At 61.2% G+C, this 19,365-nt stretch carries 15 protein-coding genes; 4 read left to right on the top strand and 11 right to left on the bottom strand.

What is annotated here, in order from left to right; translation table 11 throughout:
* Positions 1-145 precede the first annotated feature (145 nt).
* Both AB6N07_RS23640 and deoC read left to right on the top strand, forming a co-directional pair.
* Positions 146-2,437, top strand: a complete 2,292-nt coding sequence (locus AB6N07_RS23640) for a PTS sugar transporter subunit IIC/EAL domain-containing protein (protein ID WP_370675485.1) — start codon at positions 146-148, stop codon at positions 2,435-2,437.
* A gap of 379 nt (positions 2,438-2,816) precedes the next feature.
* Complete coding sequence (deoC, locus tag AB6N07_RS23635) at positions 2,817-3,494, top strand: deoxyribose-phosphate aldolase (RefSeq protein ID WP_370675484.1); 678 nt, start codon at positions 2,817-2,819, stop codon at positions 3,492-3,494.
* A 65-nt stretch (positions 3,495-3,559) separates the two neighbouring features.
* Here the strand turns inward: deoC and AB6N07_RS23630 are convergent, their stop codons facing one another.
* Positions 3,560-4,510, bottom strand: a complete 951-nt coding sequence (locus AB6N07_RS23630; protein ID WP_370675483.1) for an aldo/keto reductase — start codon at positions 4,508-4,510, stop codon at positions 3,560-3,562.
* 125 nt (positions 4,511-4,635) lie between these two features.
* A complete protein-coding gene (locus AB6N07_RS23625; RefSeq protein ID WP_370675482.1) occupies positions 4,636-6,324 on the bottom strand; it encodes a hypothetical protein in 1,689 nt (562 codons plus the stop codon).
* A 184-nt stretch (positions 6,325-6,508) separates the two neighbouring features.
* On the opposite strand from AB6N07_RS23625, the gene AB6N07_RS23620 reads away from it, so the two are divergent.
* On the top strand, positions 6,509-7,501 hold the full coding sequence (locus AB6N07_RS23620) for a LacI family DNA-binding transcriptional regulator (protein ID WP_370675481.1): 993 nt from the start codon (positions 6,509-6,511) through the stop codon (positions 7,499-7,501).
* Between the two features lie 126 nt (positions 7,502-7,627).
* Here AB6N07_RS23620 and AB6N07_RS23615 read toward each other — a convergent pair whose 3' ends face one another.
* The 8 genes from AB6N07_RS23615 to AB6N07_RS23580 all read right to left on the bottom strand — a co-directional run bounded on the left by AB6N07_RS23615 (position 7,628) and on the right by AB6N07_RS23580 (position 17,520).
* The gene (locus tag AB6N07_RS23615; RefSeq protein ID WP_370675480.1) at positions 7,628-8,425 is read right to left on the bottom strand and encodes a transporter substrate-binding domain-containing protein; all 798 of its coding nucleotides are present in this window, start codon (positions 8,423-8,425) and stop codon (positions 7,628-7,630) included.
* A gap of 16 nt (positions 8,426-8,441) precedes the next feature.
* Positions 8,442-9,359 carry an isoaspartyl peptidase/L-asparaginase gene (locus tag AB6N07_RS23610; protein WP_370675479.1) on the bottom strand — a complete coding sequence of 306 codons (918 nt, stop codon included), beginning with the start codon at positions 9,357-9,359 and terminating at the stop codon, positions 8,442-8,444.
* A 3-nt stretch (positions 9,360-9,362) separates the two neighbouring features.
* Positions 9,363-10,097 carry an amino acid ABC transporter ATP-binding protein gene (locus AB6N07_RS23605; protein WP_370675478.1) on the bottom strand — a complete coding sequence of 245 codons (735 nt, stop codon included), beginning with the start codon at positions 10,095-10,097 and terminating at the stop codon, positions 9,363-9,365.
* Positions 10,097-10,768, bottom strand: coding sequence for an amino acid ABC transporter permease (locus AB6N07_RS23600; protein ID WP_370675477.1), 672 nt, complete (start codon positions 10,766-10,768; stop codon positions 10,097-10,099). The genes AB6N07_RS23605 and AB6N07_RS23600 overlap by 1 nt, the downstream gene beginning before the upstream one ends.
* Positions 10,768-11,430, bottom strand: a complete 663-nt coding sequence (locus tag AB6N07_RS23595) for an amino acid ABC transporter permease (protein ID WP_370675476.1) — start codon at positions 11,428-11,430, stop codon at positions 10,768-10,770. The genes AB6N07_RS23600 and AB6N07_RS23595 overlap by 1 nt, the downstream gene beginning before the upstream one ends.
* Positions 11,431-11,713: 283 nt before the next feature.
* Complete coding sequence (locus AB6N07_RS23590) at positions 11,714-14,794, bottom strand: efflux RND transporter permease subunit (RefSeq protein WP_370675475.1); 3,081 nt, start codon at positions 14,792-14,794, stop codon at positions 11,714-11,716.
* Between the two features lie 9 nt (positions 14,795-14,803).
* Positions 14,804-15,925, bottom strand: coding sequence for an efflux RND transporter periplasmic adaptor subunit (locus tag AB6N07_RS23585; RefSeq protein ID WP_370675474.1), 1,122 nt, complete (start codon positions 15,923-15,925; stop codon positions 14,804-14,806).
* A complete protein-coding gene (locus tag AB6N07_RS23580) occupies positions 15,922-17,520 on the bottom strand; it encodes an efflux transporter outer membrane subunit (protein ID WP_370675473.1) in 1,599 nt (532 codons plus the stop codon). The genes AB6N07_RS23585 and AB6N07_RS23580 overlap by 4 nt, the downstream gene beginning before the upstream one ends.
* A gap of 112 nt (positions 17,521-17,632) precedes the next feature.
* On the opposite strand from AB6N07_RS23580, the gene AB6N07_RS23575 reads away from it, so the two are divergent.
* Positions 17,633-18,304, top strand: a complete 672-nt coding sequence (locus AB6N07_RS23575) for a TetR/AcrR family transcriptional regulator (RefSeq protein ID WP_370675472.1) — start codon at positions 17,633-17,635, stop codon at positions 18,302-18,304.
* Positions 18,305-18,397: 93 nt separating this feature from the next.
* Here the strand turns inward: AB6N07_RS23575 and AB6N07_RS23570 are convergent, their stop codons facing one another.
* Positions 18,398-19,321, bottom strand: a complete 924-nt coding sequence (locus tag AB6N07_RS23570; protein WP_370675471.1) for a LysR family transcriptional regulator — start codon at positions 19,319-19,321, stop codon at positions 18,398-18,400.
* Positions 19,322-19,365 lie beyond the last annotated feature (44 nt).

Here is a 19,365-nt window from a genome sequence, read left to right as displayed (position 1 = left end):
AAACGACGGTCTTGCTTCCAAGTGTCGTTTCGGTCTGGGGCGCTGGTCCGACGCCAACGCCCGAATGCTCGTTTTCGTTGAACAATAACGGCCTTCGTCTACCTATTCAGTATTTCGGCAACGATTTTGGTCAAGGATGCCGCCCATGCGGCTGTCGAAGGAGAGCGGCGGCAGCAGTTTCAAGGGGCGGGCGATAGCCATGACAGATCAGCCGGTCGCAGGCGAGAAACAGGCACGATCAGCGGAGGTGCGACCGAACACGGTATCGGCGTCAGTTGTTCCAGAACGAGACAATACTCGGTGGCTCCATAGCCAATCCTTGCCGATCGTCGAGATGATGGGACGCTTTGCTGCTTGGCCGCTGATGACCGCCCTGCGGCGCTCCCTGCTGCTCTCGCTGCCGCTGGTGCTTGTTGGCGCCTTTGCTCACTTCATCACCGCATTGGTCTCATTTCCATTTGCCAGCGCGTTTCCCGCCGAGATGATCGAGGCGGTTCGTACTGGCTGTGGCGCCATTGCCGAGGGTACCTTTGGCCTCGTTGCGCTCGTGGTGGTGATTGGCTTTCCTTATTCGTTCGCCAGCCTGAAGGTTGCGCCCGCTGACCGTCATTCGGTCAATCCGGTAAGCGCTTCCATAGTTGCACTTTCTTGCTTCTTTATCCTGGTGGCTCCCGATACGCTCGACCACTGGAAGGATGCTCTGTCATCGACGAGGGGATTGCCAGCGGCACTGGTCGTAGCCTTGAGCGCAAGCTGCTTGTTTCTGTTTCTCGCCCGGCATCGGCGATTCCGCTTCAGACTGTGCGGATTCGGCGCAGACCCGCTGGTTGGTGATCTTCTCTCGGTGCTGCCGGCCGCCATGGCCACCATCGTTGTGTTTGCCATCATACGACAGGTTCAGGTTGGACTCGGAGGGCCAGACCTGACGACCGCTCTGTCGACCGCTATTTCGGCACCCTTCCATGATGCCCAACCATCGGCGCTGCTCGTTGCCGTTTACGCCCTGATGAGGCAGATAATTTGGTTCTTAGGCGGGCACGGGGCCAACATGATGGGGCCGGTGCTGGAGCAAGTCGTGGCCTCGGCGGGTGGTACTGGCTTCAACGCCGGTGAGCCGGTCCATGTCGTCACATGGAGTTTCTTTGCAATCTATACGGGGCTTGGAGGCACCGGCTCAACGCTCTGCCTGATCATTGCTCTGCTATTTGCCGATCCTGAACCCTCGGCCCGCCGCCTCGCTTGGCTGTCACTTTTGCCGGCGCTGATCAACGTCAACGAACCGCTGGTCTTCGGCCTGCCGTTGATCCTGAACCCGGTCTACGCCATTCCCTTCATCCTCACGCCCGTCGTGCTGTCGTTGCTAGGCTATTTCGCTACGATAATCGGCTTTGTGCCCGTGGCTAGCCATACGGTTCCCTGGACGATGCCGCCACTTTTAAGTGGCTACCTGGCAACAGGCTCTCCAGCTGGCACCATGGTGCAGATCGTGGCGCTAGCCCTTGGAACCTTTCTCTATTTGCCCTTTGTCCGCATTGCCGCGCAGCTGCGGTTCGCCGCCAATGCCCGGGCGATGCAGACGTTGCTTGCTGCTTCAGAGCGCGCTGATGGGGTGCAGGGGCATCGGCTCATCGATTTGCCTGATACAGCGGGGCGCTTCGCCAGCGCACTGGCTATTGATCTCCGCGAAGCGCTCGGATCGGCTGACAGGATCTATCTTCAGTATCAACCGCAGGTGTGCATAGACGAGCGGCGCGTGTTTGGCGTCGAGGCGCTGCTGCGCTGGGAGCATGAGGTCTATGGCCTCATCCCACCGTCGGTGACGGTCGCCCTGGCCGAGGACATAGGCATCATCAACCGCCTTGGCGAGCATGTGCTGCGTCTTGCCTGTCGGCAGCGGGCGGCCTGGGGCGAAGCGGTGGCTGCCGATCTCATCGTCTCTGTCAACGTGTCACCACGCCAGTTACAAGAGTCCGACTTCGACCGAACGGTCTTGCGGATTCTTGCCGAGGAGGGACTCAAGCCCAGCCTTCTCGAACTTGAGATCACGGAATCGACGTCGCTTACGCCGGCCGTCCAGGCGCTTGGAGCATTGCTCCGGCTGCGCAAGGCTGGCGTTCGCATCGCGCTTGACGATTTCGGCATGGGCCACACCTCGCTGCACTACCTGCGCGAACTGCCGCTTGATACGCTGAAGATTGACCGCTCTCTTACCTTCACCAGCCAAGGCGATCTCAACGAACACGTCATCCGATCGATCGTCGCGCTCAGCCATACGCTCGGCCTCCGGGCGGTGGTGGAGGGCATCGAGCAACCCGAGCAACTGCCCAGGTTCATCGATCTTGGCTGTGGCCGTTTCCAGGGCTACCTTTTCTCACGACCGCTCGGGAGCGGGCCGTGCCTCGACTACATCCGCGCCAATGCTGGGGCCGCGGCCTGAACGCAATGACTGTGAGGACTGCGCTCTACCAGGATCGGGGCTGCGACACGGCCTCGTAATCCCCGCGCAAGGCATGTGCGCTAGCGGTTGCCGACGTCGTGAACGGCACCGGAATCAAATAGGTGCTAGTGGTTTGCTCAGATATTTGCATCCGCCAATACCAAGCTCAGCGCAAATGTCGCCGCCATGAGAACCGCTGGCAATCCTATGCTTTTAGGGGGCTTGTGAGTTTGACGTTCGCGCTGATGCCCTATTTCAGCCGGAACTCAACTGTCAAATCCGCTCCGTCCCTGAACTTTCGGCGCATTCCGTAGCGGGGCAACCTCAGTATAGTTCGAACGAGCGCGTCTTTGCGCCAGAGCATATGATGGGAGACATCATGTCCATCACTTCGTCGGCAGCGCTCGCCGCCATCATCGATCACACGATCCTGCGGCCGGATGCAACCGAGGCCGATGTCGAGCAGTTTTGTGCCGAAGCGTTGCAGTGGAACTTTGCCTCCGTCTGCGTCAACCCGCTCAATATCCCGCGCGTGGTGGCGGCCCTGCGCGGTTCGCCGGTCAAAACTTGCTCGGTGGTCGGCTTCCCACTTGGCGCCACCTCCACCGACCTCAAACGTCGCGAAGTGGAATGGGTGATCGCTGAAGGGGCCGCTGAGGTTGATATGGTGATCTCCATCGGCACCCTGAAGAGTGTCGGTGCCGGCCCGATTGGCGAAGAGGTGACGGCGCTGAAAGCCGCTTGCGGTCCCGCGCTGCTCAAGGTGATCTTAGAGACGGCACTTCTGACGGACGACGAGATCGTCGCTGCCTCGCTTGCCGCCAAGGCGGCTGGCGCCGATTTTGTCAAAACCTCTACCGGTTTCACCCAGAAGGGCGCGACCGTCGAAGCCGTGGCCCTGATGCGACATACGGTAGGGCCGGACGTCGGCGTCAAGGCGTCGGGCGGCATCCGGTCCTTTGCCGAGGCCATGGCGATGGTCGAGGCTGGGGCGAACCGCATTGGCACCAGCCGCGGCGTCGCACTGATGCGGGAAGCGCATTTCGGGGACTTATAAGGGAAGACGCCGTGACCGGGTCCCCTCGGGGAACAGTCACGGCTTTTCTTCCGGCCGACTTGATGTCAGGCGCTTGCCTTGTCCAGCAGATCGATTTCGGCCGGCGCCAGATGCAGCGTCGCCGCATGGGCGAAGCTCTCGACATGCGCCACCTTGGTCGCGCTGGCGATTGGCGCCGTGATGCCCGGGCGAGCCATCAGCCAGGCGAGCGCCACTTCCGCCGGCTTGGCATGGTGAGCTTCGGCCACCTGGTCGATTGCCGAGAGAATGCCGAAACCACGTGCGTTGATGTATTTCTCGACGCTGCCTGCCCGGCTGCTGCCTTTAAGGTCGTCAGCGGATCGATACTTGCCGGTCAGGAAGCCCGAGGCGAGGCTATAGTAGGGAATGACGCCGATATCCTCATGCATGCAGAGATCGCGCAACGCGCCGTCGAACTGCCCACGTTCGGCCAGACTATAGTTGGGCTGAAGCACCTGATAGGTCGGCAGATGCTGTTGCCGCGACACGGAAAGCGCCGCGCCGAGTTGTTCGGCGTTGACGTTTGACGCTCCGATCGCCCTGACCTTGCCGCCACGGATCAGCTTGTCATAGGCACCGAGTGTTTCCTCATAGGGTGTTTCGTCCGGCCAATGCGAGAAGTAGAGGTCGATCCGATCGATACCCAGACGGGCAAGCGACCGGTCGACCGCCTGTAGCACCCATTTCTCGCCGAGACCTTTCTCGCCAGGAAGGCCTAGATCGGAACCTACCTTGGTGAAGATCTTCACCTTGTCGCGGACACCCGGCCGGGCCTTCAGCCAACGGCCGATGATCGTCTCGGATTCGCCGCCCTGATTGCCGGGCTTCCAGCGGGAATAGACGTCGGCGGTGTCGATGGCATCGAAGCCGTGATCGACGAAGGCATCCAGCACGTCGAAGCTGGCCTTCTCGTCAATGGTCCAGCCGAAGACATTGCCACCGAACACCAGTGGCGCGATGTCGAAGCCGGTTTTCCCGAGCGGGCGCTTTTTCATTTTCCTCTCCGGTCGTGAGAAGCGATCCGCCTTGGTCCGCTTCTTTCTGAGAGGATTATAGGAGGGAGTGCGATGCCCGTCATGTCGGCGCTTCGGCCAATCGACGGCGGGCAATCCGAGTGGGATCAGAACAGAACGTCGTCGAACAGGTCTTCGCTCTCTTTTGCGACGACTGTCGGCGTCGGCGCGCCGTTCGATCCCAGAATGGCGCGGTGAATGTCGCGCTCGGCGGCCATCGTATAGACGGCAAAAAGGCGCTCGGAGAAGCCGGCATGCTCCTTGGCGTCCCGCGCCAGACTGAGATTGCCATCGCTGCCGAACAGCCGGCGGCAGGATTCCAGATGCTCGCCGAGATCTTTGGCAAAATTGATGTCACGGGCGATATGCCCGATACGCTCGGCTATGGCGTTGCCGCTGTCCGCCGCTTCCTGAAGATGCAGGCTGGTCCGTGCGCTGGCCTCGCGTAGGGTGGCGACGGCGCCATCGACCTCGCTGCCGATGTCGACCTTGCGGCCCTTGGCTTCGGCGTCGATGCCGGCCGCCGTCTCTCGCATGGTCGACAGTCGCCGCAGTATGTCCTCCGCTGCGACGCCGAGCCTTGCGGCATAGATATTCATTTCCGCGGCCACCACGCCGACGGCACGGCCCTTCGCCCCCAGGCGGTTGCTGCGGAGATAAGCGTTGATGGCAAGACACCGGATGTCGTCGCGAACGCTCCGGATATTGCCGATGTTGCCCATGTTGCTGAGCAGTTCGTTGGCAACTTGCTTGGTGGCGGCATAGGCGGCGGCAGCGAGCGCGCCTGATCGTTCAATGTCGCCCACCACGTTGCGGGTGAGGCTGACGCCTTCCTCGATCGCCTGCATAGTTTCGTTGCCGCCGCCGCCCGCCTTGCCGTTCAGCGCAAGGACTCGCTCCGCTTCGACCGCCAGCCCCTCGATGGAAGCGACAACCACACGCGTCTGCTCGGTGAAGTCCTTGATTAACGCGGAGGTCTGCGCGGCCAGCAGGCGAATGGCGACTTCCGTCAGCGCCTCGGCTTGTCGGTCTGTCTCGCACCGCTTGAGTTCGTCGAGAAGGATGGCGATGCCGGCCTGCACATGTTCGATCCGCTGACGGGCCACATCGCCGACTTGCAGCGCCGACAGCACTTTGCCGACCTTTTCCTGTACGGATCTTGCGACATCCGTCGTGCCGGCTGCGAGGCGTCTCAGGCCGGCGCGGCGGTGATGGACCGCATCGAGCGCTTCGGTCAATGTCGTGGCAACGGCTGATACCTGAGCCTCCAGGTTGGGGCCTTTCCCGCTGGCGCAGGCCGCCGCAAGCTGGGTGCTCAGTTCGCCGACCTTTGCGGCAAAAACATCAATCTGCCCGATCGCCGATCCAACGTATTTGTCGACATCGTCAGCAAATTGGCCGAACTCGGTCACGCCGGCACCGGCAATCCTGGTTTGCATGGCGCAGGTCGTGAGATAACGCAGTGAGCGCTGCATGTCGCGCGTGCGCGGCGTGATGGCTTCGCCGTCGGCGAGGACCGATGCGAGGCGCCGCCCGGCGGCGGCCTCGCTTTCCACGAGATCGGTGAGGCCCTTCAGCGTCGCGGTTAGCCGGGCGGCTGCTTCTTCGCAGGCCTGGTCATCAAGGGCGCCAGTGACGCCTTCGATCGCGGCAAGAAGGCGGGCGACGATGTCATAGGCCGCCATGAGCGCCCTGCCACCCTCAACGAAACGTTCCTCAATCCGCGAACGAGCAGCCTCGAGCTGATCGGATACCGCACGCAGATCAGGTTGGCGGGACACTTCGTCGGAATTCACGCTTCTACTCCTGTCTTGAACCCATGATTCCAGAAAAGAGTGAAATAACGGTTCACCCCCAGCCGTCGTTTGTTCAGAGGGAATACCTTGACCTATTGAGAAAAGCGGGGCGCAACATGCTTTCCACTTTACTTCCAATCATGCGATAAGCTCTTGCATCCACTCCGGAACGGACCCTGCCACCATGACCGAAAAGCCGCCTCGCGAGGGCAAACGCCCGACGATCGCCGATGTGGCGCGTGTGGCCGGGGTGGCACCGGCCATCGTGTCGCGGGCACTGTCGCCGAGCCGCCGGCCGGTGTCGCTTGAGAAGAAGGAACGGGTGCTGAAGGCAGCGGCCGAGCTCGGCTATCACCAGAACCCACTGGCGCGCGGCCTTGCCACCAAGTCGATCGACCTTGTCGCTGTCATCATCAATTACCTCAGCGACCTCTCCGACCTCGACCTGTTCGATCCGCTGCTCGAAGCCATCCAGTCGCTCGGCAAGCAGGCCATCCTGATCCGTGTCGGCCGCACCAAGCGCATCGACGACTTCCTTCGCAATTCGCTGAGCTACCACGTGCATGCCGCGCTGGTATTCTCCGACTTCGCCGATGCCGGCGAGGTGCGCGCCCTCTTCCACAGTGACAACGTACTGATGCTGAACGGTCGCGCCGATGCCGAGAGCGCCCGCATCCATATCGACGAAGAGAGCGGTATCGGCGAACTGGTGCGACACGCCCGCGACCGTGGCGTTGGCAGCGCCGTTCTGGTTACCGGCCGTGCCAGCTCGCTGGTTGAGGAGGCGCGAATCAACGCCTATCGGTCGGCCTGTGCCGCTGCCGGTATCCGCCTTCTTCTGGAGATCGGCGGCGACTATTCCTATGACTCGGGTGCCAAGGCGGCAGCGGCCATTGCCGGTGTCCTGCCGGACGCCGTGTTTTGTACCTCCGACTCCATGGCGATGGGCGTGATGGACAGCCTCGGCCGAGTGGGCCGGCGGCCGCCGACCGACTACCTGCTTTACGGCTTCGACGCTGTCGAAAAGGGCAATTTCGCCGCCTACGATATTTCCAGCGTCGGGTTCGACCGGTCGGAGCTGGTTGCCAGCATCCTGGCCTATCTCAAGGCGCCGGAGGAGTTTCCAGCCATGGGACTGGACATTCCGACGCGCTTCATCGCCCGCGGTACCGGTTGAATTTCCCAATATGAAAGCCCGGCGTCAGCTTATGCAGGCGCCGCTGCTGCAAAAAAACTCGGCGCCGGTTTTCACCGACGCCGAGGCGCGTCTGCGGTCCATAAATGGCGGTCTATTGCCGCCTTCTTACCAGAGCGGGGTCAGCGTCGGCGGGTTGGCCTTCTCGCCCCACCACTTCTTGTAGTTGGCCTGATAGGCGCCCGACTGGATGTAATCGGAGACGAACATGTCGACCCAGCGCTGGAAGTCAGGGTCCCCCTGGGCAATGGCGATGCCGATCGGGTCGTTGGAATACAGGCCCGGCAGGGTGACCAGCGACGGGTCCTTGGTGGCGAGGTAGTCGAGCATCGACGAGTCCTCGATGCCGGCGTCAACGCGCTTCTGCTTGAGCAGCAGCACGCCATCCGGCGAGAAGTTGTCGGTGTAGACCAGCTCGGCGGTCGGCACGGCGCTCTTCAGGAAAGTCTCACCGGTGGTGCCGCGACCGACGACGACCTTCTTGCCGGCCAAGCCTTCCAGCGTGGTGATGCCGGCATCGGCCTGCACGATGATGCGGAGACCCGCGCGGTTATAGGGGATCGAGAAGCTGACCGCCTTGGCGCGGGCCAGCGTCGCCGACGTGTTGGCGACCACCAGATCGAGCTGATTGGCCACCAGCATGGAGACGCGGGCGTCGCCCGAGACGTCGGTGAACTCGGGCTTCACGCCGAGCTTTTCGGCCAGCATGGTGGCGACATCGACGTCGTAGCCAACCGGATTGTTCTTGTCGTCGCGGAAGCCGATAGGCTCACCACCCAGCGATACGCCGATGCGGATGGTACCAGCGTCGAGGATTTCCTGCAGCTTGGAGCCGGCGCTGGCCGCGCTCGCCAGCGTCAAGCAGACGGCCGCGGCGGCAAGAGTTGTCTTCAGAAACCTGTGCATGATGTGTCTCCTCTAGTCAAAGCTGTTCCGATTGCCGCCGCTCCGGTGCGGGCATGCCGGGTTCCCAGAACCAATAGGAGACCGGCTTGCTCGCCCTGAGCGTGACGACGCGATGCTTGTTTTTATTGTCGAGCGCATGGATGACCACCTCGCCGATGAAGCCACCCTTGAGGGCGAGGAGGTCCTCGGCGGCGCGCTCTACCGCCGCATCGAGGGAAAGGCCGAATTTCAGTCCCTGCACCACGGCATGCGAGGTGACGCAGCGCATGGTCATCTCGCCGGTGTGCGTGCAGGCGGCGACGCCATAGCGGCTGTCGGCGTAGAAACCGGCGCCGGGAATCGGACTGTCGCCAAGCCGTCCCGGATACTTCCAGGCCCAGCCGGACGTCGAGGTGGCAACGGCCGCGTTTCCGCCCGCGTCGACGCCGAGGAACACGGTGGTGTCGCGCACCCGCTCGGGATCAGTGATGGCGTTGGAGAGCGGGATGAGCGGTATGTTCGGGAAGGCGGCCCGCGCCTTGTCGTCGAGCAGGTCGTCGAGCTTTTCGCGCCAGACCCGCTTGCTGTCGGGATAGAGCACGTCGTCCTCAGTGAAACCGATTTCACTTGCGAAACGACGAGCGCCTTCGCCGGTCAACATGACGTGCGGCAGGCGGCGCATTACCTCGCGCGCCAGCGCGGCCACGTGCAGCGTTCGCGGCACCGCGCCGACCGCGCCGACGGAAAGCGTGGTGCCGTCCATCACAGCGCCATCACATTCCATGTCGCCAACCATGTTGGGCCAGCCGCCGTAGCCGACAGAGCGGACGCTCGGCGCCGCCTCAACGTGGCCAATGCCCTCGACCAGCGCGTCAAGCGCGGCTCCCCCGGCCAGAAGGGTATCGACGGCATGGGAAAAACCGGGCTCGGCCTCGGTATTGGCAAGCAAAATCAAGGCTCAGTCCTTTTTCATCTTGGACAGGAACTGCCGGATGCGCGGCACGGCAAGGCCGCCATCCTCGGCAAAGAATTCCGCCGTTGGCAGATCGACGATCAGTTCGCCCTGCTCGAGGAATACGATGCGGCTGGAGATGTGGCGGGCGAATTCGATCTCATGGGTGACGAACACCATGGTCGTGCCCTCGGCGGCGAGTCCGGCGAGGATGCGCAGCACGTCGCCGGTCATCTCCGGGTCGAGGGCCGAGGTTACTTCGTCAAGCAGCAGATAGCGCGGCTGCATGGCAAGTGCCCGGCAGATGCCGACGCGCTGGCGTTGTCCACCGGATAACTGCTGCGGATAGGCATCGGCCTGCGCCGACAGGCCGACCCGGTCGAGCAGCGCACGGGCACGCGCCTCGGCTTCCGCCTTCGGCAGCTTCAGCACTTCGATCGGAGCGAGGGTGATATTTCCAAGCGCCGTCATGTGCGGATAAAGGTTGAACAGTTGGAAGACGGTAGCCGATGCTCGACGGGCGGCGACAAGGCCGGCCTTGGTGGAGACGTCATGGCCATCGACAGTGATCTGTCCGCCGGACAGCGTCTCCAGTCCGTTGATGCAGCGGATCAAGGTCGACTTGCCGGAGCCGGAAGCCCCGAGGATGGTCACGACCTCGCCCGGCTCGACCCGAAGGTTGACGCGCTTCAGCACGAGCGTCTCGCCGAAGCGCTTCTCGACGTTTTCGGCGACGATCATCAGATGCCTCCCCATTTGACGGACTTGCGGAGCGCCGCCTCGATGCGGCCGCCGGCATGAGCAAGTGCCTTTGCTGCGAGATAATAGATGAGCCCAATCACCGCCCAGACGATGAAGGGCTGCAGCGTCCTGAGGTTCAGGATGTTGCCGATCTTGGTGAGGTCGAACACGCCAATGACTGAGATCAGCGAGGTCACCTGCAACTGGTTGACCAGGATGCCGACCAGCGGTCCGACGGCGAAGGCGGCGGCCTGCGGCGCGATGACGAGCCGCAAAATCTGGGACCGGTTAAGGCCGAATACCTTGGCCGCTTCGATCTGATCGCGATCGACGGATTCGATCCCGGAGCGGAAGACAACGAAAGCGAAGGCGGCGGTGTTGAGGCTGATGGTCAGTGTCGCCGCCTCGACCGGTGTCATCCTAATATGCAGGAAGGCGGGAATGCCGAAGAACACCAGGAACAACTGAACCAGCACCGGCGAATTCTTCAGCGCCTCGGTCATGACGACGATGACCGGTCGACAGCCCGGCAGCCGGTAGTGGTGGACGACGGCCAGCAAAAGCCCGATCGCCAATCCGATCAGCGTCGTGCCGATGAACAGAGCCAGCGTGACACCAAGCCCTTGCAGCAGAAGAATGATGTCATAGGGGGTGAAATCGGCGTAGCGCATCAGCCCCCCGTCATGAAGCGGTTGAGGCGGTGATGCACCGCCGAGATGGCGAAGGAGAGCAGCGTCGTCAGCGATGCGTAGAGCACCAGGAGCACCGCATAGACCTCGAACGGCTTGAAGGTGGTGGCAGCGACGATCTTGGCGGTACCGGTCAGTTCATTGACGGTGATGGTGGACAGGATCGACGAGGTTAGAACCAGGTTAATCAGCACCGAGCCCATTGGTCGCACCGAGACGCGCATGGCAATCGGCAGTACGATGCGGGTGAAGATCTTGAAACGGCTGAGGCCAGATACCTTGGCGGCATCGATCACCCCGGCATCGACAGTCAGGATGCCCGATAGGATGACATCGGAGACGAAGGCGCCACCGGCGATCGACATGGCAATGACGCCGGTCTCGAAGGCGCCAACGTAGATTCCGAGTTCAGGCAGACCGTAGAAGAAGAAAAACAACTGAACGAGGAAGGGCACGTTGCGGAACACGTCGCCGTAGGCGTTGGCAATGCCGCGTACCAACCGATTATCCGACGAGCGTAATGAGGCCGTCAGCGCGCCGAGCAGCACCGCGCCGGCAATCGCCAGCAGGCAAGCAGCCACAGTCAGGGCAAAGCCCTGCAACAGAAAGCCGATGTAGGGCTCGATCACCCTCCAGAAACGCACCAGTGTTCCCCCGCCGTTATGATTGTGAAAGCGGTTTCACTTTTTTTACGGACGATTGCGGAGGCTGTCAAGCAAGGGGCGGAAGTCGGTCGGGGAGATGGGATGTTCCAGCGAAAGTACGCCGGTTCGCAGGATGCCGAGTGGCGATGGTGGCCGCCAGAGCGTCGGATAACGCGTCATCGTCGTGGGTTGTCAGGAGGGGCGCGCTTGGGCGCCTTCCCTCGCACTCGGCCGCGTTCAAGAGGCGGGGAGGTCACCCCGGGGAGCTCCCGGGGTGACGGTTTCATATTGCAGTAGGCGCAGCTTCGACTTCATCCGCGCTGCGGGGTTTGTCCGATTTGGCAATCAGGACGTAGACCGTAGGCACCACGAACAGAGTGAAAAAAGTTCCGATCGTCAGCCCGCTGGCAATCACCAAGCCCATGGCGTAGCGGGAGGCTGCGCCCGCGCCGGAGGACAAGATCAGCGGAACGACGCCGAGCACCATGGCCGCCGTGGTCATCAGGATCGGCCGCAGCCGGATCTCCGCCGCTTCGACGATGGCCTCGCGCTTGGATTTACCGGCGGCTCGATGTTCGTTGGCGACTTCAAGCATCAGAATACCGTGCTTGCTGACGAGCCCCATCAAGGTCACCAGTCCAACCTGAGTGTAGATGTTGATGCTGGCACCACCAACACCGAGACTGATGAAGATCAGCGCGCCGAACAGCGACATGGGGATCGAAACCAGGATCACCAGCGGGTCACGGAAGCTGTTGAACAGAGCTGCCAGCGCCAGGAAGATGATGATCACCGCGAAGGCGAATGTCGTGACGAACCCGCCCGACTCCTTGATCTGCTGTCGCGACTGTCCGCCGTAGTCAACCGAATAGCCCGGCGGCAACGACTTGGCGGCCAGATCCTGCAGCGTCTGGAGCGCCTCGCCCATGGCAACGCCCGGCATCGCGACGCCCGAGATGGTGGCCGCGTTGACTTGTTGGAAGTGGTTGAGCGACTGCGGCGTAGCGACGGTCTCCACATGCGCGACGGTCGAGAGCGGAATGCTCTGCCCGTCGCTGGTCTTGATATGATAGTTGAGCACGTCGTCTACATTCAGGCGCGACATCTGCTGCACCTGCGGAATGACCTTGTAGGATCTGCCATCAAGGCTGAAGTAGCCGGTGTTGTTACCACCGAGCATGGTGGCGAGCCCCCCACCGATGCTCGACATGTTCAGCCCCATCTGGGCGACCTTTTCACGATCGAACACGATCCGCGCCTGCGGCTGATCGAACTTGAGATCGGTATCGAGGAAGATGAACCGTCCAGTTTTCAACGCGTCGGCGATGAACTGGTTTGAGACGTCGTTGAGGTCCTTGAACTCCTTGGTGGTCGAAAGCACGAACTGGATCGGCAGGCCGTTGCTGCCGGGCAGTGGTGCCGGCTGGAAAGCCACGGTTCTGACACCGGCGATGCCATTCAACTCTGACTGGACCGCGGGCTGCAGCGTCTTGGTCGTTGCCGCCCGCTGGTCCCAGGGTTTGAGGACCCAGCCGGCGATGGATTGTCCTGGCATTTCGATCTGGAAAACCAGCTCGGTTTCAGGGTGTTTAGACAAGGCCTGATAGGCCTGTTCGGAGTAAAACTGGCGTTGCCGTAGCGTCGCGGTGGGCGAAGCTGTCGTCAACGTCATGATGACGCCTTGGTCCTCTTCGGGAGCAAGCTCGCTGGTCGAGGACGTATAAAGCCAGTAGATACTGCTGAGGACGATGGCACCGAAGACGAGGACCACAGAGACCGAATTCAGGGTGCCTTCAAGCAGCCGGCGATAGCCGTGGCTCAGCCGTTCCATGGTCCGATCGATCAGATGCACGAAACGCGCCTCAAAAGACGAGCTGTCGCGCGGGATGGGCCGGAGCAGGTAGGCGCAGTTCATCGGCGACAACGTCAGCGCGATCACCGCCGAAACAGCCACGGCACTGGCGAGCGTAAAGGCGAATTCCGTGAAGAGCGCGCCGGTAAGCCCTCCCTGGAAGCCGACGGGCACATAAACGGCGATGAGCACCACGGTCATGGCGATGATGGGGCTGGCCAGAGACCGCGCCGCCGCCAGTGCGGCGTCGAACGGCTTCATGCCTTCGTCCATATGGCGGTTGACGCCTTCCACGACGATGATCGCATCATCGACGACCAGACCGATGGCTAGCACCAGTGCCAACAGGGTCAATAGGTTGATGGAAAAGCCCATCACCAGCATCAGGGCAAAGGTACCGATCAGTGACAGCGGGATAGCCACGATGGGAATCAGAACCGAGCGCCAGGAGCCGAGGAAGAGGAAGACCACCACGGTCACGATCAGTCCGGCTTCGAAAAGCGTGTGCACCACTTCGCTGATCGAACTGTTCACGAAGTCGGTGGAATCATAGATGATCTGCCCGGAGAGACCTGTCGGCAGTTGCGCCGTGATATCAGGCAGCAGGGCTTTGACGCCGTTGATGGTGTTGAGAAGGTTGGCGCTCGGCGCCACCTGGATGCCGATGGCGACGGCTGGCTGGTTGTTAAAGCTAATGCTCGAATCGTAGTCGTCGTTGCCCAGCGTCACGTTGGCCACGTCGCTCAGATGGATGATGGCGCCGTCGCTCTCCTTGACGACCAGGTTCCTGTATTCTTCAAGCGAGTGCAGGTTGGTTGATGAAGTGAGATTGATCTGAACGAGTTGCCCCTTGGTGGTGCCGAGGCCGGAGATGTAGTCGTTGCTGGTGAGAGCGCTCGACACGTCGGTCGCGCTCAGTCCGTAAGCGGCGAGCTTGATCGGATCGAGCCATGCCCTGAGTGCGAATTTCTTGCCGCCGACCACCTCGGCCGTCTGCACGCCTGCCACCGCCTGCAGGCGTGGCTGCACGACGCGTGTCAGATAATCGGTTATCTGATTGGCATTGAGCGCCGTGCTCGCAAAGCCGATGTACATGGAATCGATTGTTTGGCCGACCTTCAGCGCCAAGGTCGGTTGCTCGGCGCCTGACGGCAGCTGGTTCAACACCGAATTCACCTTGGTGTTGATTTCGGTCAGCGCCTTGCCGGAGTCGTAGTTGAGCCGGAGGTTGACGGTGATCGTGCTGACGCCGGTCTGGCTGGTTGACGTCATGTAGTCGATGCCGTTGGCTTGGGCGATCGCGTTCTCTAGCGGTGTGGTGATGAACCCGGCGATGATATCGGAATCGGCGCCCGCGTAGGTCGTCGTGACGGTTACGATCGCGTTCTGGGTCTCCGGATATTGCAGAATCGGGAGCGAGGTCATCGACCGCAAGCCGAGCACCAGGATCAGCGCGCTGACCACCAAGGCAAGGACGGGCCGACGTACGAAGATGTCGGTAAAGCTCTTCATGGCAGCGTCCTATTGGTCGGTGACGACGGGGGTGTCTTCGGACGTCGGAACGTGGCTGTTGTCGACCACGACAGGGGTGCCGTTACCAAGCTTGATCTGACCGGCCACCACCACCTCGTCGCCGGGCTTGATGCCGTCCGTGATGGAGACGTTGTCGCCACGCACGTTGCCGGTCTTGACGAAGGTTTGGCGAACAGCTCGCTGCTTTTGTCCATCGGCGCTCTTGTCGACGACGAAGGCGATGCTTCCGTAAGGGTTATAAACGATCGCTGTCTGCGGCAGGGTCACCAGCTTCATGCTGGAACCGGTGGCGATTTCCACACGACCGAACATGCCCGGCAATAACAGGCCGTCCGTGTTGTCCATCGTGGCGCGCACCAGCACGTTCCTCGATGAACTATCGACTTTGGGGCTGATGGCGGATACCTGCCCGGTAAAAGTCTTTGCCGGATAGGCATCGACGGTCATGGCGATTGCCTGTCCGGTCTTCAGTTGGCTGATCGTCTGCTGCGGCAGGTACATGTCGACATACAGAACATCGAGCGACTGCAGGGTGACGATCGTCGTTCCGGCGGTCAGGTATTGACCGAGATCGGCCGAACGAATGCCGAGGCGGCCGGCGAACGGTGCTCTGAGCGTCTTCTGGTCGATGATCGCCTGTTGCTGGTCGGCGAGCGCCTGCGCATTCTTCAGATTAGCCTCGTCGGCGTCGACGGTGGCTTGACTGACGGCATTGATCTTCAGCTGTTGTCGGTCGCGATTGAAAGTGATGCGATAATTGTCGGTGGTCGCTTGCAGCGACGCCAGCTTGGCCACGTCCTCGTGGGCGATAAGCCTCAAAAGGGTTTGGCCGGCCGCGACCGTGTCGCCGGACTTGAAGCTGATATCCTCGACGATGCCGGAGGCCTGCAAGGCCAGATCGGCGCCGTTGGCGGCCTTCAAGGTTCCGACCGCTTCAATTTTGTCCTGCCAGTCCGTGAAATTGGCCACAGTGGTCGAAACGGTCTGCGGCGGATTGGCGATGCTGGCCATGACCTTTTGGATCATACCGGCCTTGAAGACCTGGAAACCGTAGAGGCCGCCCAGCACCGTGCCGGTCGCGAGCAACATGATCGTCATGCGCTTGATCATCGCGCCTGTTCCTTCTGGTTCTGAGCATTGTTTGTGGTTTGGATGCTGGCAACGGCGTCGGGACCGGCGAAATAGCCGGGCTTGGTGCGCGGTTGCGACTGATCGGTCTGGTCGTTGCGGTTCCACCAGCCTCCGCCCAAAGCCTGATAAAGGGCGACGGTGTCGGTGTAGCGGGTTGCCTGAGCCTTGACCCGAGCGATGACCGCGTTTTGATAGGTCTGCTGAGCGTTGGAGACGGTGGGGTAGTCGACAGCGCCCGTCTTGTATTGTTCCTGCGCCATGGCCAGGCTGTCGCGGGCCGCTTTTTCGGACGCCGATTGGGCTTGCAGTGTCTTGGCGTCGAATTGAACGGCCCGGAGAGCGTTGGCGACGTCTTGGAAGGCGGAGTTTACGGTGCTTTTGTAGAGAGCGAGGCTCTGTTCGTACTGGGCGACGGAGGCCTCTTTCTTGTGGAATAGACTGCCACCGTCCAGCAGCTTTTGGCTCACGCTGGCAGCAACGCTCCAGCCCAGAGCATCGCTGGAAAACAGCGAGCTGGTTTTTGCCGCGCTCGTGCTGGCACTGCCGCTGAGGCTGACCTGCGGCAAGAGGTTGGCAATCGAGACGCCGACGCTTGCCGTCGCTTCATGCAGCGACGCTTCGGCGGCCTTTATGTCCGGGCGCTGGCGAACCAGGTTCGACGGCAGGCTGACCGGCAGCGAACGTGGCAGCCGCAGCGACGACAGCTCGACGCTTTCACCGCGGTCCTGGCTGGGCAGGCGGCCAAGATAAACCATCAGAGCATTACGCTCTTGTGCCAACTGCTTCTGCAGCGGCGGCAAGTCGGCCTCGGTCTGCGCCAGCGTGGACTGTTGCGACAGCACGTCGGAATTGGGCTTGGCGCCGAGGTTGAACTGCTGCCGAATGCGCGTCAGCTGATCGCGTTGCAGACGGATGATGTCCTCGGTGGCCTTGATCTGAGCCTTGAGTGAGGCTTCCGTCAGAGCCGCGTTCACGACATTTGCTGTGAGCGACAGGTAAGTCGCTTCGAGTTCGAATTGCTGATAGTCGGCCTCGGCCCATTTTTCTTCGATTTGGCGCCGTTCCCCACCAAAAAGGTCCAAAGAATAGGAGACGCTGACCGAGGCATCATAGAGATTGTAGACCGATGACGGCGTGCTCCCGCTTGCGGCGCTGCCTTCGCGTGTGGCGGAGTTGCTCGTGGAAACCTGCGGGAATAGACCGCCCTGTTCCGCCAGGGCCGACTCGCGGGCGGCACGTAAGGCATATTGCGCGGCTGCCACGTCAGGATGGTTGCGGATCGCCTCGTCGACGAAAGCGTTGATTTGCTTTGATCCGAACAGCGTCCACCAAGCTGCGTCGACATCGTGTCCATAGGCAAACTGCTGGGCCTGCCCGCCAGCGATCCCGCTGACCGAGGTGGTGCCGCTCAGTTTATCCGCCGTGTAGCCGAGGACATTAGGCGCGGGCGGTGTGCCGAAATCCGGGCCCATTGTGCAGCCGGCCAGCAGAAGCGCGGTCGACCAGCCAACGAGTTGTCCCGGCCCTAGCCAGGATCTGCGCGAGTTGCCTAGCAGGGGTATCGGCTCGTCCATGATGCTCCATTCTGATCTAAACCGTTCAGTTCAATTTGCCGAATTTGACAATGGTGTCAAAAGGAGTCAACGCAAACTGTGTGACGCAGTTGTCAAAACGGAGTGAAGACCGATGGAAGTCGTGGCAGACGCCCGGCCATCCCGCCCCGCCTCTTTCCACAAAAAGGGGCGAGGTCGCGAGGGTGAAAAATTCAGGCTGGTGCTGGATACCGCGCGGTCTGTCTTTCTTGAATACGGCTACGATCGTGCCAGCATGGACCTGATCGCGCATGAGGCTGGCGTGTCGAAGGCAACCGTCTATGCGTATTTCGAAACCAAACAACAGCTGCTGTTCACACTTGTGCAGGAAGAGTGTAAGGCTGTTGCTCCTGCTTTATTGTCTCCGGTGGTATTTCCAATTCAGGATATTGAAGATGAACTCCGGAATATTGCCCGGAATTTTACAAGCATATTTCTAAATAACCGGGGGGTGGAATTTTATCGTCTTATTATTTCCATAGTGAAGCAATTCCCCGAAGTCGCCACCATATTCATGGAGGCAGGCCCAGGCCACCATCAGGCTGAAATTGCAGCTTTTTTCAACGAAGCCGTCCAGCAGGGGCTGTTGCAAATCGATGATGTAAATTTGGCCGTAAAACAGTTTCTCGGGCTTGTAGCCGCTGATTTGCCGCTGACCTGGTTACTTGCGATGCGGCCAGATTCTTTAGAACAATATGAAGCACTGATTAATAGTGGAGTCCGACTCTTTCTCAAATATTACGGAATCGACCAGAAGCGTTTATAAAAAATATCCAATAGAAGGAAAAATGAAATGGCCTGAATGCCATTTACTGCCGGAAGTCTATCTCCGGCCATAGTGGGCGAAGAGTAGTCGCGGTCAGGCAACCGCGGCAGTACCCGAGTTGCCGTCTTGCTCCCGCGCGATATGAGCCGCCAGTGCGTCGACGAAGCGACGGCCATAGGCGGGCAGAGGCGTCGAGCGTGACCAGATAGCGGAAATTTCGAACTCGACTGGCCGCCCCTCAATAGCAATTGGCCGCACCGTGAGGTTGGTTTTCAGCGCCCGGATCGACGAGGGCAGTACGGCGACCCCGACGTTGCCGATCGCCATGGAAAACACGGTGTGCGGCGAGCCGCTTTCGAGGGCGATGCGGGGATCGAGGCCGGTCAGTCGGCAGGCGGCGTCGAACATTTCCCGGCTGACGTGGCGACGATTGAGCAGCAGCAGAGGGTGAGCACAGACCTCGGCTATGTCGATCGGCGCGCCACCACTGCCAATGCGTTCCGCGGCGCCAATAGCCAGCACTGCGAGATGGCAAAGAGGTTTTGCATCGACGTCTGGCCGGCGGGCGTAGCTCGAGGCGTTGATGGTGAGCTGCACCACGCCCGACATCAGCTTGGCATCGAGGTCAGCGCCGCCACCTTCCTCAAGGCGAATATCGACACGTGGGTGCTCGGCCTGCCATTCACGCAAGAAATCCGGGAAATAGCGCTCGATGAGCTGCGAGCAGGCGCCGACCTTAAGCACGCCCGCCTCGCCCTTCTTCAATTCCTCGGCGGAGAGGCGCAGGTTCTTGGTGGCGATCAGAACTTCGTTGATGCGGGCGCGCAGCGCTTCGCCTTCGGGTGACACGCGGATCTTCTTGCCCATCCGCTCGAACAGCTCCACCCCCAGCGTCTGCTCGATGCTCTGGATCTGGCGTGATAGCGCCGACTGGGTGATCGACAGCTTGTCGGCGGCAATGGTGAAGCTGCCGCATTCGGCGACCGTCATGAAGCTCTGCAGCAGCCTGTCGTCCATGGCCCGCTCCCGGTTGGGGATGAGCCTTACGTCCTACACGCCCC

It is taken from the genome of Pleomorphomonas sp. PLEO, assembly GCF_041320595.1.
GTDB lineage: Bacteria > Pseudomonadota > Alphaproteobacteria > Rhizobiales > Pleomorphomonadaceae > Pleomorphomonas.
Note: the sequence above shows the minus strand (reverse complement) of the source record. Positions and strands in the feature narration are given on the sequence as shown.

Bases quoted from the DNA above. Each gene is read 5' to 3' on its own strand.
- AB6N07_RS23570 (WP_370675471.1), bottom strand. From the start codon at position 19,321: ATGGACGACAGGCTGCTGCAGAGCTTCATGACGGTCGCCGAATGCGGC.
- AB6N07_RS23580 (WP_370675473.1), bottom strand. From the start codon at position 17,520: ATGGACGAGCCGATACCCCTGCTAGGCAACTCGCGCAGATCCTGGCTA.
- AB6N07_RS23585 (WP_370675474.1), bottom strand. From the start codon at position 15,925: ATGATCAAGCGCATGACGATCATGTTGCTCGCGACCGGCACGGTGCTG.
- AB6N07_RS23620 (WP_370675481.1), top strand. From the start codon at position 6,509: ATGACCGAAAAGCCGCCTCGCGAGGGCAAACGCCCGACGATCGCCGAT.
- deoC (WP_370675484.1), top strand. From the start codon at position 2,817: ATGTCCATCACTTCGTCGGCAGCGCTCGCCGCCATCATCGATCACACG.
- AB6N07_RS23605 (WP_370675478.1), bottom strand. From the start codon at position 10,097: ATGATCGTCGCCGAAAACGTCGAGAAGCGCTTCGGCGAGACGCTCGTG.
- AB6N07_RS23590 (WP_370675475.1), bottom strand. From the start codon at position 14,794: ATGAAGAGCTTTACCGACATCTTCGTACGTCGGCCCGTCCTTGCCTTG.
- AB6N07_RS23640 (WP_370675485.1), top strand. From the start codon at position 146: ATGCGGCTGTCGAAGGAGAGCGGCGGCAGCAGTTTCAAGGGGCGGGCG.
- AB6N07_RS23575 (WP_370675472.1), top strand. From the start codon at position 17,633: ATGGAAGTCGTGGCAGACGCCCGGCCATCCCGCCCCGCCTCTTTCCAC.
- AB6N07_RS23630 (WP_370675483.1), bottom strand. From the start codon at position 4,510: ATGAAAAAGCGCCCGCTCGGGAAAACCGGCTTCGACATCGCGCCACTG.
- AB6N07_RS23600 (WP_370675477.1), bottom strand. From the start codon at position 10,768: ATGCGCTACGCCGATTTCACCCCCTATGACATCATTCTTCTGCTGCAA.
- AB6N07_RS23615 (WP_370675480.1), bottom strand. From the start codon at position 8,425: ATGCACAGGTTTCTGAAGACAACTCTTGCCGCCGCGGCCGTCTGCTTG.